The following is a 14,409-nucleotide window of genomic DNA, read 5'->3' on the forward strand; positions in this document are numbered from 1 at the left end:
CACCTTTTTGGGGAGCTAAAACCACATGAGCCAGGATTCTCTCTTCGGCGCCTCTCCCAATGCCGGCGGCAGCATGGGAGGCGATGGCTCGGCATCGTCTTTTCCCACGGCCAATCTCTTTGCCACGCACTCCGGTTCGCCCTTGGCCGCGCGCATGCGCCCGCAGACTTTAGAAGAAGTCGTGGGCCAGGATCACCTCCTTGCGCCAGGCAAGCCGCTGCGCCGCTTGGTGGAAGGATCCGGGGAGGCTTCGGTCATTTTGTATGGGCCACCTGGGACGGGTAAGACGACGATTGCCTCGCTCATCGCGAGCCAGATGGGCCAAAACTTCGTCGGGCTTTCTGCCCTTGATTCAGGGGTCAAGCAGGTGCGGGAAGTCATTACCCATGCCCGGCAAGAGCTTATCCACGGCCGCCGGACGGTCCTTTTCATCGACGAGGTACACCGTTTTTCCAAAACCCAGCAAGACGCTTTGTTGGCAGCGGTGGAAAACCGGACGGTTCTGCTCGTCGCAGCGACGACCGAAAACCCGTCATTCTCGGTCGTTTCGCCGTTGCTTTCGCGCTCGCTGCTTTTGCAGCTGCATTCACTGAGCGAGGAGGACCTCAAAGGCGTAGCCCGCCGCGCGTTAGACAGCGATCGGGGGCTAGGCGAGCGCGACTTAACCATTACGGATGAGGCATTAAACCAGCTCGTCGTGCTTTCTGGCGGCGATGCCCGGCGCAGCCTGACCTACCTTGAAGCGGCCGCGGAAGCAGTTGACGATGGCGGCGAGATCACCGCGACCACGATTACGGATAACGTGAATCGGGCGGTGGTGCGCTATGACCGCGACGGCGACCAGCACTACGACGTGACCTCCGCCTTCATCAAGTCCATCCGCGGCTCCGATGTCGATGCCGCGCTGCACTACCTAGCGCGCATGGTGGAAGCCGGCGAGGATCCCCGGTTTATCGCCCGCCGCCTGATGGTTCACGCCTCAGAAGATATTGGCATGGCAGATCCCACGGCCTTGCAAGTCGCCGTCGCTGCCGCAGAGGCGGCGCAACTGATCGGCTTGCCGGAAGCGCGCATCCCATTGGCGCAGGCAACGATTCACTTGGCGACGGCGCCGAAATCGCCGTCCGTTATCGCTGCCATTACTAAGGCGCAGGCCGATGTCGCGGCCGGCAAGGTGGGCCACGTGCCGCCGCACCTGCGCGATGGGCACTATGAGGGCGCCAAGCGGCTGGGAAATGCGACGGGGTATTCCTATCCCCACGATGATCCGCGCGGGGTAGTGGAGCAACAATACCTGCCCGATGAGCTCGAGGGCACCGTATATTATGAGCCCACCGAACACGGCGCTGAGAAGCGAATCTTTGACTATATTAGCCGTTTGCGCAGGATACTTCGCGGCAAGCGCCGCTAAGTGCGAACCGGCATGGCCGGTTTTGGCCCCACCGATGGGCACAGCCTGCCCACCAGTAGGTAAAGTTGGGTGGGTTAGAAAGCTTCTTGATGGAAGATAAAAGCTTAGACAGTTAGGATTATTGCTCGTGAAGACTCATGAGATCCGGGAACGGTTTACCCAGCACTTCGTCAATTCTGGTCACGAGGTTGTCCCCAGCGCCTCTTTGATCCTGGATGACCCTAACCTGCTTTTCGTTAACGCGGGCATGGTGCCCTTCAAGCCCTATTTCTTGGGCCAGCAGACCCCACCATTTTCGCAAGGCCTTGCCACCTCTATCCAGAAGTGCGTGCGCACCTTGGATATTGAGGAGGTGGGCATTACCACCCGCCACAACACCTTCTTCCAAATGGCGGGTAACTTCTCCTTTGGCCAGTACTTCAAGGAAGGCGCCATTTCCAATGCATGGAACCTGTTGACCAAAGACGTAGCCGACGGCGGGTTTGGCCTGGACCCGGAGCGCCTGTGGGTCACCGTGTACCTCGATGACGATGAGGCAGCGGAAATCTGGCGCGATAAGATCGGCGTGCCAGAACAGCGCATCCAGCGCCTGGGCATGGAAGATAACTACTGGTCCATGGGCGTGCCGGGACCATGTGGGCCCTGCTCGGAAATCTATTACGATCGCGGGTCCGAATACGGCAAGGACGGCGGCCCGATTGCGGATGATAACCGCTACATGGAGATCTGGAACCTCGTGTTCATGCAAAATGAGCGCGGTGAGGGGACCGGAAAGGGCGATTTTGAGATCGTCGGAGAGCTGCCGAAGAAAAACATCGATACCGGCTTAGGCATCGAGCGCGTCGCCTGCCTCTTGCAGGGGGTAGACAACGTTTACGAGACCGACCTGCTGCGCCCGGTCATTGACGTCGCCGAGGAGCTTACCGGTGCCACCTACGGTGAGAAGGCAACGGAGCAAGATAATATCCGCTTCCGCGTGGTGGCTGACCACTCCCGCACCGGCATGATGCTCATCTTGGATGGTGTTACCCCGGGAAATGAGGGCAGGGGCTATATCCTGCGCCGCTTGCTGCGCCGTATCATTCGCTCAGCAAAGCTGCTCGGCGCCGAGGGCCCCACCATGGAGCGCTTCATGAATACCGTCATGGACACCATGACCCCGTCGTATCCCGAGATTGCGGATAACCGCGAGCGCATCCTGCGCGTGGCCATCAACGAGGAAAAGGCGTTTTTGAAGACGCTGGAGTCTGGCACCAAGCTTTTCGATGAAGCAGTGGAGGACCTGCGCTCCACCCACCGCGCCAAGACCCAAAAGGTGCTTTCCGGTGATAAGGCCTTCGAACTGCACGATACCTACGGTTTCCCCATCGACCTCACCCTGGAAATGGCGCAAGAGGCCGGCCTCGACGTGGACATGGACGGCTTTAATGCCGCCATGGGCGAGCAACGCCGCCGCGCCAAGGCCGATAACCAGGCCAAGAAGCACGGTCACACCGACCTCTCCTTGTACCGCGACTGGGTGGATAATAACCCCACCGTATTCACCGGCTATGAGGAACTGGTCTCGGGCGCGAACGTCATCGGCCTGGTCAAAGACGGCCAGAAGGTCAACGAGGTACACGAGGGCGATGAGGTTGAGGTCATTTTGGACCACTCGCCGCTCTACGCTGAGTCCGGCGGACAGATGGCTGACCGCGGCCGCATTTCTGCGGGCGAATCCCTCTTGGAGGTCAATGACGTCCAGAAGATTGGCAAGAAGCTGTGGGTACACAAGGCTTCCGTTACCGCCGGCGGGCTCGACCTTGGCATGTCCGTTGAGGCTTCCGTCGATGAGAAGTGGCGCCACGGTGCAACCCAGGCCCACTCGGCCACCCACCTCATTCACGCAGCCCTGCGGCAGGTGCTGGGACCCACCGCAGTGCAGGCAGGCTCCCTGAACCGCCCGGGCTACCTGCGCTTCGACTTCAACTACACCGAGCAGTTGAGCCAGGAGCAAATGGAAGAAATCGCGCTTATTACCAACCAGGCGATCGATTCCAATATGGCCGTCAACACCATCGAGACCTCGCTGGAAGAGGCCAAGGCGATGGGTGCCATGGCGCTTTTCGGTGAAAACTACGGCAACCAAGTGCGCGTGGTAGAAATCGGCGGACCATTTTCCATCGAGCTCTGCGGCGGCACCCACGTGGGTTCCTCGGCAGAAATCGGACCCGTGTCCGTGCTGGGCGAGTCCTCAGTGGGCTCCGGTGCCCGCCGCATCGAGGCCTACTCCGGCATGGATGCCTTCCGGTACTACTCCAAGGAAACCGCGCTGGTAGAAGGCGTTTCCCGCGAGTTGAAGGTGCAATCCGAGGAACTGCCGGAGCGCATTTCGCAGCTTTCGGAGCGGCTCAAGGCGGCCGAAAAGGAAATCGAGGGCCTGCGCAAGGCGCAACTGACCGCGCGCGCCTCTGAAATCATCGACTCGGCTACCGAGGTCAATGGCATCAAGACCATTACGCTCCAGCTTCCCGATGGCACCTCGGGCGGCGACCTGCGCACCGTGGCCACCGATATCCGCAACCGCATGAAGGATACGGCAGCGGTCATCGTGCTCGGCGCGGTGGATAAGGGCAAGTTCCCGTTCATCGCCGCCGCTACGGGCAAGGCTGTGGACGAGGGCGTGAAAGCAGGGGACATCGTCAAGCGCCTCGGCGAATACGTCAACGGTCGCGGCGGCGGCAAGCCAGACATGGCGCAGGGCTCTGGTACCGCGCCGGAAGGTGCGCAGCGCGGCTTTGAGGCCGTCAAGGATCTGTTGCAGTCGCGATAAGGATTCATTGTGGCAAAGGTTGAACCAGATTCCCCCGGAGTGGATGACCCAGGCGAGGGTCGCCGGTTAGCACTCGACGTGGGCACAGTGCGAATTGGCGTCGCGGCATCCAACCGCGAGGCCACCCTCGCTACCCCTGTGGAAACCGTTCCCAGGAAGACCGGCTTCAAAGACCGCGATCAAGAAGACATTGATCGAATTCTCGAGCTTATTGGGGCATATTCCGCGGTAGAAGTCATTGTTGGTTTGCCGCGTGATTTACACGGAAATGGGTCAAAAAGTGTAAAACACGCGAAAGAAATTGCGTTTCGGATTCGACGCCGCTTGAATCAAGATGAAAATATAGATAAAGTTCCACCACCAGTACGCTTGGCTGATGAACGTTTGACGACGGTAGCGGCAACCACCGCGCTGCGCGCGTCCGGCGTGTCCGAAAAGAAGGGCAGAAAAATCATTGACCAAGCTGCAGCGGTGGAAATACTACAGTCCTGGCTGGATGGGCGTGCTAACGCGCTCCGCTCGGATGATGCAGTAGCCCAGCCTTCAAACTCAGGAGACTAAACACGTGAGCCGTAACCAACAACGCCTCGGGCGATCGATGGATGATAAGTACGTCAAGCGGCGCCAGCGCGGCATCGCCGTGGTGGTCGCATCCGTCATCGTTATTCTAGGAGCTCTGATCTACATCGGAGTACGCATCGGCACTTCTTCGGCCGACTACGAAGGGGCCGGTAACGGCACCACGCAATTGGTGGAGGTTCCAGAAGGGTCCTCCATGTCCGAGCTGGGTCCCACGCTCGTGGAAAAGAATGTGGTCAAGACCCAAGAGGCATTCGACTCTGCGGCATCGATGAACCACAGCGCCAGCCAGATTCAACCTGGCTTCTACCGCCTGCAAGAAGAAATGAGTGCGGCGAATGCGGTAGAGGCATTGCTGGATGAAAACAACCGTGTGGACATGCTCGAGGTCCAAGGTGGTGCGACCCTGGAGGACGTGAAGGTCGTCGGCGGTGACGTGCGCTTTGGTATCTACTCCTTGATCGCCCAGGTTAGCTGCGATGACGGCAATTGCTTGGAGAAGGAAGAGCTGGAGAAGGCAGCAGCGGAAACCGATCCTAAGGAGCTCGGCGCGCCCGATTGGGCACTGGATGCCATTAAGAAGCGCGGCAATGACCCGAAGCGTATTGAGGGCCTGATTGCCCCTGGTCAGTACGTGCTCGACCCGAATATGAGCGCCAAGGATATCTTGAAGGACCTCATTACCCGCTCTGCCAAGCGCTATGAAGAAACCGACATTGAAAACCGTGCCAAGGCCATTGGTCTTTCGCCGTACGAGCTTTTGACCTCTGCCTCCTTGGTGGAGCGCGAGGCACCTGCCGGCGAATTCGACAAGGTCGCCCGCGTTATCCTGAACCGCTTGGACGAGCCCATGCGCCTCGAGTTCGACTCCACCGTGAACTACGGTCTGGAGGATGTTGAGCTTGCCACCACCGATGAGGCACGTGCGGAGAAGACGCCGTGGAATACCTACGCCAAGGAAGGCCTGCCGGATACGCCGATTTCCTCGCCTTCTGATGAGGCAATCCGCGCCATGGAAGAACCGGCCGAAGGTAACTGGAAGTTCTTCGTCACCGTGGATAAGGACGGCACCACCGTGTTCTCTGATACCTACGATGAGCACCTGGACCGCGTGGACGATGCCATCCGCTCCGGCGTCCTCGACTCGCAGCGCGAGGGTGAGGGAGCAGGTGCCGGCAACGGCGATGCCGCCTCAGATCAACCGGCTGAGTAGGCATTAGGCCGCAGCCAGAAAGGTAGTTGCTCTCCCATGCCGCGCGCCGCAGTACTCGGTAGCCCCATCGCACACTCGTTATCGCCTATCCTGCACAACGCGGGGTATGCCGCAGTGGGGCTCAAGGAGTGGTCCTATACCCGCTTTGAGGTCACGGCCGATACCCTTGTCCCATTCTTGGAAGAACGCGGCCCCGAGTACCGCGGCTTTTCCGTCACCATGCCCGGTAAGTTCGCCGCGCTCGAGGTTGCGGAAGAACGAAGCGATAGGGCGCAGCTTATCGGGTCCGCCAATACCTTGGTGCGCACCGAACATGGGTGGCGCGCGGATAATACCGATACCGAGGGCGTGCGCGGCGCCCTGCAAGAACTCATTGGGCTTCGGCCAGTCTCCCAGGCGCTTATCATCGGTGCGGGCGGAACCTCCCGTCCAGCGCTGTGGGCCTTGGCAGAACGCGGAATCGACCAGGTCACCATCTTGAACCGCTCGAACCGCCAAGCAGAACTCCAGCCCTTGGCCGAGCGGCTCGGGCTCAATTTGCAGTATGCAACCTTTGACGATGACCTCGAGGACCTTTCCCGCTCCGCGGATTTGATTATTTCCACCGTGCCTTCGGCTGCGTTAGAGGATTATCGCTTCCAGCTTGCCCACGCCCCAGTGCTCGATGTGATCTATCACCCGTGGCCTACGACGCTCGCCGCCTGCGCCGCCGCGAATGGCTACTTCACCGTGGGAGGGCATGTCATGTTGGCGCATCAAGCATTTAGCCAATTCGAGCAATTCACCGGGCTTACTGCACCGCGCGAAGAGATGGTCGCGGCCCTGCAGGAAGAGCTTCGCCTGCGCAACCTCTAACCACGCTGGAAATACGCCCATGTGCGCCGCCTTGCCATGAAGAGTGGCAAGGCGGGCGCTTAGCCTTATGCCATGGGTATTTTCGGGGGAATAATTTATGGCCTGTGGGCAGCCGCCTTGAGCTGGTGGGATATTCGCGAGCGGCGCTTGCCCGATGCGCTGACCATCCCAGCAGGGGTTCTATCGGTCACTGTTGTTAATTGGGGCGGGTTATTCTGGCCGGTGCTGTACCTCCTAGTAGCACTGCGGGGCGCTGGCATCGGCGGGGGAGATATTAAATTGGCCCTGCCGCTGGGCATGCTCGTTGGTGCCACGGCAGGCCCGCTGGCGGTTATCATCGCCTGTGGCGGTGCCGCTGTACTCACCTTGATCGCAAGCGGCATCGCGCGGACCAAGGGCGGCGTGCCCCACGGGCCCTCGATGCTCGTGGCCGCCGGGCTGGTCATCGCCGTGCATACCCTCTTTGAGGGGGAGGCGAATATATTGGGGTGCCTAGTTATTCCCTGTGGATAGGTGGCGTGCGATAATACCCGCATGCTTCGTTGGACTACCGCTGGTGAATCCCACGGCCAGGCACTGATCTCCATGCTGGAGCACATGCCGGCCGGAGTACCCATTACCCGTGCTGATATTTCCCATCAGCTTGCGCGGCGCCGCCTTGGATATGGCCGCGGTGCGCGCATGAAGTTTGAAGCCGATGAGGTCACGCTGCTGGGCGGCGTACGCCACGGACTGACCATTGGTAGCCCCATTGCCATCATGATTGGCAATACCGAGTGGCCGAAGTGGACTACCGTCATGTCCGCAGATCCCATCGATATGGAGGATGAGGACGTAGCCAGGGCGATGAATTCGGGCCGTGGCGCGCCCTTGCAGCGCCCGCGGCCAGGCCACGCCGATTTCGCCGGCATGGTGAAATATAACCACAGCGAAGCCCGCCCCATCTTGGAGCGTTCTTCTGCCCGGGAAACCGCCGCACGCGTTGCCGCCGCTACCGTAGCGCGGAACTTCCTGCGGGAAACGCTAGGCGTTGAAGTCTTCTCCCACGTGATTTCCATCGGCGCATCGCAGCCCTATACCGGCGCTTCCCCGAGTTTTGCGGATATTGAAGACATTGATAACTCGCCGGTGCGCGCCTTTGACAAGGACGCCGAATCCGCGATGATTTCAGAGATTGAAGCCGCCAAGAAGCAGGGCGATACCTTAGGCGGCATCGTTGAGGTAATCGTCGATGGCCTCCCCATTGGCCTCGGCTCACATATCTCGGGCGATGACCGCTTGGATGCGCAGCTGGCCGGAGCATTGATGGGCATCCAGGCGATCAAGGGCGTTGAAATCGGTGATGGCTTCGAAGAGGCGCGTCGGCGCGGCTCCGAAGCCCACGATGAGATGGTCCGCACCGAGGATGGCGTGACGCGCCTGAGCAACCGGGCCGGCGGCTTGGAAGGCGGCATGACTAACGGGCAGCAATTGCGGGTCCGCGCCGCCATGAAACCGATTTCCACGGTGCCGCGTGCTTTGCAGACGATCGATATGGAATCGGGTGCCGATGCCACCGCAATTCACCAGCGCTCAGATGTTTGTGCCGTGCCGGCAGCAGGAGTTGTGGCTGAGGCCATGGTCTCCCTCGTGCTAGCGCGCGCAGTTTTAGACAAATTTGGCGGGGATAGCTTGAGCGAGACCTCCCGCGCCATTGCTGCATATGAAGAATACGTTTCGCAGCGACTCGCCTTTAACCAGGAGTAAATGATGACAACGCCAACCGATGTAACGGGACAACCGCATCCTTGCGTGGTATTGATTGGCCCGCCCGGGGCGGGAAAGTCCACGATTGGCCGCCGGCTTTCGCACGCGCTGAATTGCGATCTGGTGGATTCGGATCACCTGATCGAAATGGCCGAGGGAAAACCTTGCGGCGAGGTCTTTAGTGAGAAAGGCGAACCGGCATTTCGCGAGCTCGAGGCAGAACATGTCGCTGAAGCCCTGCAGAAGGGCGGGGTAGTAAGCCTTGGTGGGGGCGCGGTGATGACGGCCTCTACGCGCGAGCTTCTGGAGCGCCACACCGTCGTCTTCCTCGATATTTCCGCAGAAGAAGGCGCGCGCCGCACGGCTGACGATCGCAACCGTCCGGTATTAGCGGCGGATAACCCGGTTGAACATTACCGGTCAATCGTGGAAACGCGCCGGCCTTTCTACCTGGAAGTAGCCGATTTTCGCGTGCGCACGGATACTCGCTCCCCGCAGCAGGTCGTGGGCGATATCCTGGGCTTTTTAGAAACCCTCTAGCCGGGAACCCCACCCGCATCCCCGCAGGTTATCGCTGCGTAGAAAGGACAACCCAATGCCTACCATCGCCGTTAACGGACCGAGCCCGTATGAGGTCCGCATTGGAGCGGGTCTCAGCGAAGATATCGCGCGGCGCTGCGCGGACACGGGTGCCGATAAGGCGGCGGTGATCTTCCAGCCTGCCCTGCGCACCGCCGCAGAAGAACTCGCGAAATCCGTAGAACTACAGGGCGTCGCCCCCGTCTTGTGCGAGGTGCCGGATGCTGAGGCGGCCAAGCAACTGAGCGTGGTGGGAGGCGTATGGGACCGCCTTGGTGAGGCCGGCTTTAGCCGCAGCGATATCGTCATTGGTGTAGGCGGCGGGGCAACCACGGATATGGCAGGCTTTGTCGCCGCCGGATGGATGCGCGGAATCAAAGTGATTCAGGTCCCTACGACCCTTCTCGCCATGGTTGATGCCGCGGTGGGCGGGAAAACTGGAATTAATACGAAGGCCGGGAAGAACCTCGTCGGCGCCTTCCACGAGCCGGACTCTGTATTCGTTGATCTGGAGCGCCTAGAGACCCTCCCACAGGCGGAGATCGTGGCTGGTTCCGCGGAGATCATTAAGACCGGGTTCATTCATGATCCGGTCATCGTGGAACGCTATGTGGAAAATCCAGGTGCTTGCCTTGACCCACGCGGTGTCCTGCCCGAACTGATTGAGCGTTCCATCGCGGTGAAGGCAGCGGTGGTGGGAGAAGACCTCAAGGAAGCCGGGCTGCGCGAGACCCTCAATTATGGGCATACCTTTGGCCACGCCATAGAAAGGCAGGAAAACTATGCGTGGCGCCACGGCAATGCGGTAGCCGTAGGCATGATGTTCATCGCCCACCTTTCCCACCACCGTGGCCTGATTGATGCAGAACTGGTGGAATTGCACCGCAATATCTTGAGCAATATTGGCCTGCCCACGAGCTATCAACCGGGTAAATTCGCGGAATTATATGAGGCTATGACCCACGATAAGAAAAACCGCGATGGGAAGATACGCTTCGTGGCGCTCACCGGAATCGGCGCGACGACGCGGATAGAAGGCCCCACGCGCGAAGAACTAGAAGCGGCGTATGCCGCCATCACGGAGTAGATATGAAAATCGTTGTTCTTAATGGACCGAACCTCAATAGGTTGGGCAAGCGCCAACCGGACGTATACGGTTCCACGACGCTAAGCGATGTCGAAAAGCTCGTGTCCGAGTGCGCGGCGAAGCACGGGGCAGAGGTCGAGTTTTTCCAGTCTAATTTTGAAGGCGAGCTCATTGAGAAGGTCCATGCCGCCGCCGATGCCGGCAGCGCGGTCATCATTAACCCAGGTGGGCTGACGCATACCTCTGTTGCCTTGCGCGATGCCTTGGCAGAAATTGCCGATGGCGCCGGCTTCGTGGAGGTGCATATCTCTAACGTGCATGCCCGGGAAGAATTCCGGCATCATTCTTATCTAAGCCCCATTGCCCGCGGCGTCATTGCCGGCCTGGGGGTCTTTGGATACTGCGCCGCGGTGGACTATTTGTGCCAATAAACGCCGGCCCAATTCGGAGCCTGTTGAGCGCAGCCGGTAAGAATACACCGAACCTGGCCACCATGGCCGCGGAAATAGATATAGTGGAGGAATAAATTTTTACACTTCACTACGATCCCCGCAAAGGATGATTTTATGGCACTTGCAGATACTCGCTTCAGCGATCGTCGCCGGAAGCTAGCTGCGGAATTAGCTGGTCAGCGCATCGATGCGGTATTGGTGACCCACTTAACCCACGTCCGCTACCTGTCTGGATTCTCTGGCTCCAACGGTGCGCTGTTGTTGCGCAAGGATCTCTCCGCGCTCATGGCTACCGATGGCCGCTATACCACCCAGATTGCCCAGGAAGTTCCGGACCTGGAGGCGGTAGAGGGCCGTGCTGTGGGCAAGGTGCTCCTGCAGCAGTTCGATGATGCCCAGTCGCCGGTTCGCGTTGGTTTCGAAGCTGACTACATGTCCGTATCGGAGCTGGAAGATCTGAAGGATTCTGCACCTGATGGGGTCACCTTGGTGCCCATTACCGGAATCATCGAGGATATCCGCCTGACCAAGGATCCTGTCGAGCTGGAAAAGCTGGAAGAGATCGCAGCGATTGCTAACCAGGCCTTGGAGGACCTCCTTGCCGCAGGCGAGCTGCGCGCGGGCCGCACGGAGCGCGAAGTTGCCGCTGACCTGGAATTCCGCATGCGCATCCTAGGATCGGAGCGCGTGAGCTTCGATACCATCGTGGCCTCTGGCCCGAACTCTGCGATGCCGCACCACGGCGCGGACGATCGCGTGATCGAAGATGGGGACTTGGTTACCATCGATTTCGGTGCTCACCTGCGCGGATTTAACTCTGACTGCACCCGCACCTACGTCGTGGGCACGGCAAATGACTTTGCCAAGGAGATCTACGATGTGGTGCTGCGCGCACAGCAAGCCGGCGTCGAAGCAGCGGTAGCGGGCACCTCGCTTTCCGATGTCGACGCCGCCTGCCGCACCATCATCGCCGACGCCGGATACGGCGACTACTTCGTCCACTCCACTGGGCACGGCGTGGGCTTGGACGTGCACGAAGCCCCCTTTGCCGCCACGACCGGTAAGGGAGAGCTGGCCCCGGGAATGACCCTGACCATCGAGCCGGGCGTATATGTGCCGGGCAAGGGCGGTGTGCGCATCGAAGATACGCTCATCATCACCGATGGTGCCCCGAAGATCATTACCGCTGCCTCCAAGGACTTTACGGAGCTGCCGGCATAGGTAGGCTTGGTTCCGTGACTCCGCCCTCCCGAGGGCGGAGAATTTAGGGGGGTACCGGTGGCCCAGCGGGTGCGGGCTATCCGGTAGGCTTATACTTTGCTTTCAACCTTTCAACCACAATTTTCGGGAGTTTAACCGCAATGGCTGATACTACTGATTTCAAGAACGGACTCGTTCTCAAGATTGACAACAAGCTGATGCAGATCACCGAGTTTCAGCATGTGAAGCCGGGCAAGGGTCCAGCGTTCGTGCGCACCAAGCTCAAGGACGTTGTCTCCGGAAAGACCGTGGACAAGACCTGGAACGCGGGCGTCAAGGTAGAAACCGCCACGGTGGACCGTCGCGATATGACCTACCTGTACAACGACGGCACCAGCTATGTCGTCATGGATGAAAAGACCTTCGAACAGTTCGAGCTCTCGCCGGAGAAGTTTGGCGATGCCGCCCGTTTCCTGCTGGAAAACATGCGCGTGCAGGTCTCCTTCTACGAGGATGAGGCATTGTTCGCAGAGCTTCCTATCTCCGTCGACCTCAAGGTAGAGCACACCGAACCAGGCCTGCAGGGTGACCGTTCCTCCGGCGGCACCAAGCCTGCCACGTTGGAGACCGGTGCCGAGATTCAGGTTCCGCTGTTCATTGAAATCGGCAATGTACTAAAGATCGATACCCGCACCGGCGAGTACCTGTCCCGCGTCAATAACTAGGGCTTTATCTTGTCTGATAACACTGCTAAGCGGGATATCAATCATAAACGCCATACCGCGCGCTACCGCGCGCGCCGTCGCGCAGCGGATATCCTCTATGAAGCGGAGAACCGGGACCTCGATCCCGTCGCCATCGTTGAGGACCGCGTTGCCCTGGCGCGCGAGGATCGCCACGCGGTAGCGCCGATTGCGGATTACACCAAGGTCATCGTCCAAGGTGTAGCAGAAGAGCTAGACGCTATCGATGACACGATCTCGCGGTATCTTTCCCAGAACTGGGAGCTGCACCGGATCCCCGCCGTCGACCGCGCTATCCTGCGCCTTTCGGTGTGGGAGCTGCTGTTTAATCCGGATGTTCCCACCGCGACGGCCGTCGTCGAAGGCGTGGAGCTGGCCTCGCAGTATTCCCACGATCAAGCCGCACCGTATATTCACGCGGTCTTGGATGACGTCGCGCAATCTCGTTCTGAGCTAAGCCCGATGAATAACGTCGGTCAAGAGGAAGAAAGCGACGACGCGGAGGCCGAGGATGCCCAAGAGGACTCTGCGGACTCGACGCACGCAGAGGCATCAGAAATGCCGAAGACGCCAGAGGAGTCTGGGGAAGCCTCCCCACGTGCGGAATCGGAAGAGGGTAACTCCTAACCCATTCCCAGTTTCCTCAGTTTCCCGGCTTGCTTAGTTTAAGAAGCAATGAAGCTGGGGAACTGGTCATGTCTCCTGCAGCGAGGCGTCGCGGGAGCCAGCCCCGGTTCGCCCGCTCCACCCGCTCCACACCCTGGCGTTTGTACACTGTGTGTCATGGGTAAATTTAAGATCAAAGATGCGCTAGACCTGCGCGCCGGAAAAACCTTTCGGCTTGCAGATGTCGATCCCACGGCGACTCCAGGATTCGATGGCTCAAAGTCTGACTTAGCGGACCGCTTCGAACGCTACGACGATGAGCTCTATGATTTGCAGGAGCGCCTTTTTGCTAATGGCAGGGCGCATAGCGATGACGCACCTTCGCTCTTAGTGGTCCTGCAAGGCATGGATACCTCCGGCAAGGGCGGGGCGATTCGCCACGTCTTTTCCGTCTTTGATCCGCAGGGCACCAAGACCGTGGGTTTTGGTAAGCCCACGGAAGAGGAAATGGAACACGATTTCCTGTGGCGCATCCGCAAACACGATCCGGTTCCTGGCCAAGTCGTGGCCTTTGACCGTTCCCACTATGAGGACGTCTTGATTCAACGCGTGCACGAGTGGGTGGATGAGGAAGAGATCGACCGCCGCTTCGAGGCGATTCGTGAATATGAGCAAGAGCTCGCTGGAAAGCGGGTAAAAATCCTCAAGGTCTTTTTGCACATCTCGCCGGAGTTTCAAAAGGACAACCTCATCGAGCGGACCGAGCGTGAGGATAAGTACTGGAAGTACGACCCTTCAGATCTTGAAGAGCGCGGCTATTGGGATAAATACATGGCCGCCTATGAAGATGCCATCCGCCGGACGGATGAGCTTTGGGCGCCGTGGTTTGTTATCCCCACGGATAATAAGAAGTATGCGCGCATGGCCTTGAAATATCTCATCGTCGATGCGCTGCGGCATTTGAACCTGTCGTGGCCCGCGCCCGAATTCGATCCGGAGGCAGAAAAGCAGCGCATCCTCGACGCGGACTAGCGTCTAGCCGCGGCGCTGAGAACCCAAGTAGGGTAAGGCACCTAAAAATCCCCGCATCGTCGCCGCGCCGCAGTGCGCGATAGCACGGAGACGG

The 14,409-nt window shown here is 59.4% G+C and carries 14 protein-coding genes; all 14 read left to right on the top strand.

Translation table 11 applies throughout. The annotated features are described in order from the left end of the window. Nucleotides 1-25 precede the first annotated feature (25 nt). The 14 genes from HMPREF1261_RS08665 (at nucleotide 26) to HMPREF1261_RS08730 (ending at nucleotide 14,315) form a co-directional block, all read left to right on the top strand. Entirely contained in the window at nucleotides 26-1,411 is a 1,386-nt protein-coding gene (locus tag HMPREF1261_RS08665; RefSeq protein WP_023030671.1) for a replication-associated recombination protein A, read from the top strand. A 127-nt stretch (nucleotides 1,412-1,538) separates the two neighbouring features. After that, nucleotides 1,539-4,223 carry an alanine--tRNA ligase gene (gene alaS, locus HMPREF1261_RS08670; RefSeq protein ID WP_023030672.1) on the top strand — a complete coding sequence of 895 codons (2,685 nt, stop codon included), beginning with the start codon at nucleotides 1,539-1,541 and terminating at the stop codon, nucleotides 4,221-4,223. Nucleotides 4,224-4,232: 9 nt separating this feature from the next. Continuing rightward, on the top strand, nucleotides 4,233-4,784 hold the full coding sequence (ruvX, locus tag HMPREF1261_RS08675; protein ID WP_005283223.1) for a Holliday junction resolvase RuvX: 552 nt from the start codon (nucleotides 4,233-4,235) through the stop codon (nucleotides 4,782-4,784). Between the two features lie 37 nt (nucleotides 4,785-4,821). Then, nucleotides 4,822-6,015 carry an endolytic transglycosylase MltG gene (gene mltG, locus HMPREF1261_RS08680; RefSeq protein ID WP_034658197.1) on the top strand — a complete coding sequence of 398 codons (1,194 nt, stop codon included), beginning with the start codon at nucleotides 4,822-4,824 and terminating at the stop codon, nucleotides 6,013-6,015. Nucleotides 6,016-6,051: 36 nt separating this feature from the next. Further along, nucleotides 6,052-6,870, top strand: coding sequence for a shikimate dehydrogenase (locus HMPREF1261_RS08685; RefSeq protein ID WP_023030674.1), 819 nt, complete (start codon nucleotides 6,052-6,054; stop codon nucleotides 6,868-6,870). Nucleotides 6,871-6,942: 72 nt separating this feature from the next. Further along, on the top strand, nucleotides 6,943-7,383 hold the full coding sequence (locus HMPREF1261_RS08690) for an A24 family peptidase (protein ID WP_023030675.1): 441 nt from the start codon (nucleotides 6,943-6,945) through the stop codon (nucleotides 7,381-7,383). A gap of 21 nt (nucleotides 7,384-7,404) precedes the next feature. Then, complete coding sequence (gene aroC / locus HMPREF1261_RS08695) at nucleotides 7,405-8,616, top strand: chorismate synthase (RefSeq protein ID WP_034658285.1); 1,212 nt, start codon at nucleotides 7,405-7,407, stop codon at nucleotides 8,614-8,616. Beyond that, on the top strand, nucleotides 8,617-9,156 hold the full coding sequence (locus HMPREF1261_RS08700) for a shikimate kinase (protein WP_084519549.1): 540 nt from the start codon (nucleotides 8,617-8,619) through the stop codon (nucleotides 9,154-9,156). Nucleotides 9,157-9,211: 55 nt separating this feature from the next. Beyond that, on the top strand, nucleotides 9,212-10,282 hold the full coding sequence (gene aroB / locus HMPREF1261_RS08705; protein ID WP_023030677.1) for a 3-dehydroquinate synthase: 1,071 nt from the start codon (nucleotides 9,212-9,214) through the stop codon (nucleotides 10,280-10,282). A 2-nt stretch (nucleotides 10,283-10,284) separates the two neighbouring features. Then, nucleotides 10,285-10,713: a type II 3-dehydroquinate dehydratase gene (aroQ, locus tag HMPREF1261_RS08710; RefSeq protein WP_023030678.1), complete on the top strand. Its 429-nt coding sequence runs from the start codon at nucleotides 10,285-10,287 to the stop codon at nucleotides 10,711-10,713. Nucleotides 10,714-10,848: 135 nt separating this feature from the next. Continuing rightward, a complete protein-coding gene (locus tag HMPREF1261_RS08715; protein ID WP_023030679.1) occupies nucleotides 10,849-11,955 on the top strand; it encodes a Xaa-Pro peptidase family protein in 1,107 nt (368 codons plus the stop codon). Nucleotides 11,956-12,095: 140 nt separating this feature from the next. Beyond that, a complete protein-coding gene (efp, locus tag HMPREF1261_RS08720) occupies nucleotides 12,096-12,659 on the top strand; it encodes an elongation factor P (RefSeq protein ID WP_023030680.1) in 564 nt (187 codons plus the stop codon). A gap of 9 nt (nucleotides 12,660-12,668) precedes the next feature. Further along, nucleotides 12,669-13,304 (top strand): transcription antitermination factor NusB, encoded by a 636-nt coding sequence (gene nusB / locus HMPREF1261_RS08725; protein WP_023030681.1) that lies wholly within the window; start codon nucleotides 12,669-12,671, stop codon nucleotides 13,302-13,304. Between the two features lie 156 nt (nucleotides 13,305-13,460). Next, a complete protein-coding gene (locus HMPREF1261_RS08730; RefSeq protein WP_023030682.1) occupies nucleotides 13,461-14,315 on the top strand; it encodes a PPK2 family polyphosphate--nucleotide phosphotransferase in 855 nt (284 codons plus the stop codon). Nucleotides 14,316-14,409: the final 94 nt, after the last annotated feature.

The sequence above is a fragment of the Corynebacterium sp. KPL1818 genome (assembly GCF_000478135.1).
GTDB classification, from domain to species: domain Bacteria; phylum Actinomycetota; class Actinomycetes; order Mycobacteriales; family Mycobacteriaceae; genus Corynebacterium; species Corynebacterium accolens.

Excerpts from the sequence above, each read along its gene's own strand:
- HMPREF1261_RS08665 (WP_023030671.1), top strand. The coding sequence starts at position 26 with ATGAGCCAGGATTCTCTCTTCGGCGCCTCTCCCAATGCCGGCGGCAGC.
- mltG (WP_034658197.1), top strand. The coding sequence starts at position 4,822 with ATGGATGATAAGTACGTCAAGCGGCGCCAGCGCGGCATCGCCGTGGTG.
- HMPREF1261_RS08685 (WP_023030674.1), top strand. The coding sequence starts at position 6,052 with ATGCCGCGCGCCGCAGTACTCGGTAGCCCCATCGCACACTCGTTATCG.
- HMPREF1261_RS08690 (WP_023030675.1), top strand. The coding sequence starts at position 6,943 with ATGGGTATTTTCGGGGGAATAATTTATGGCCTGTGGGCAGCCGCCTTG.
- aroC (WP_034658285.1), top strand. The coding sequence starts at position 7,405 with ATGCTTCGTTGGACTACCGCTGGTGAATCCCACGGCCAGGCACTGATC.
- HMPREF1261_RS08700 (WP_084519549.1), top strand. The coding sequence starts at position 8,617 with ATGATGACAACGCCAACCGATGTAACGGGACAACCGCATCCTTGCGTG.
- aroB (WP_023030677.1), top strand. The coding sequence starts at position 9,212 with ATGCCTACCATCGCCGTTAACGGACCGAGCCCGTATGAGGTCCGCATT.
- aroQ (WP_023030678.1), top strand. The coding sequence starts at position 10,285 with ATGAAAATCGTTGTTCTTAATGGACCGAACCTCAATAGGTTGGGCAAG.
- HMPREF1261_RS08715 (WP_023030679.1), top strand. The coding sequence starts at position 10,849 with ATGGCACTTGCAGATACTCGCTTCAGCGATCGTCGCCGGAAGCTAGCT.
- efp (WP_023030680.1), top strand. The coding sequence starts at position 12,096 with ATGGCTGATACTACTGATTTCAAGAACGGACTCGTTCTCAAGATTGAC.
- HMPREF1261_RS08730 (WP_023030682.1), top strand. The coding sequence starts at position 13,461 with ATGGGTAAATTTAAGATCAAAGATGCGCTAGACCTGCGCGCCGGAAAA.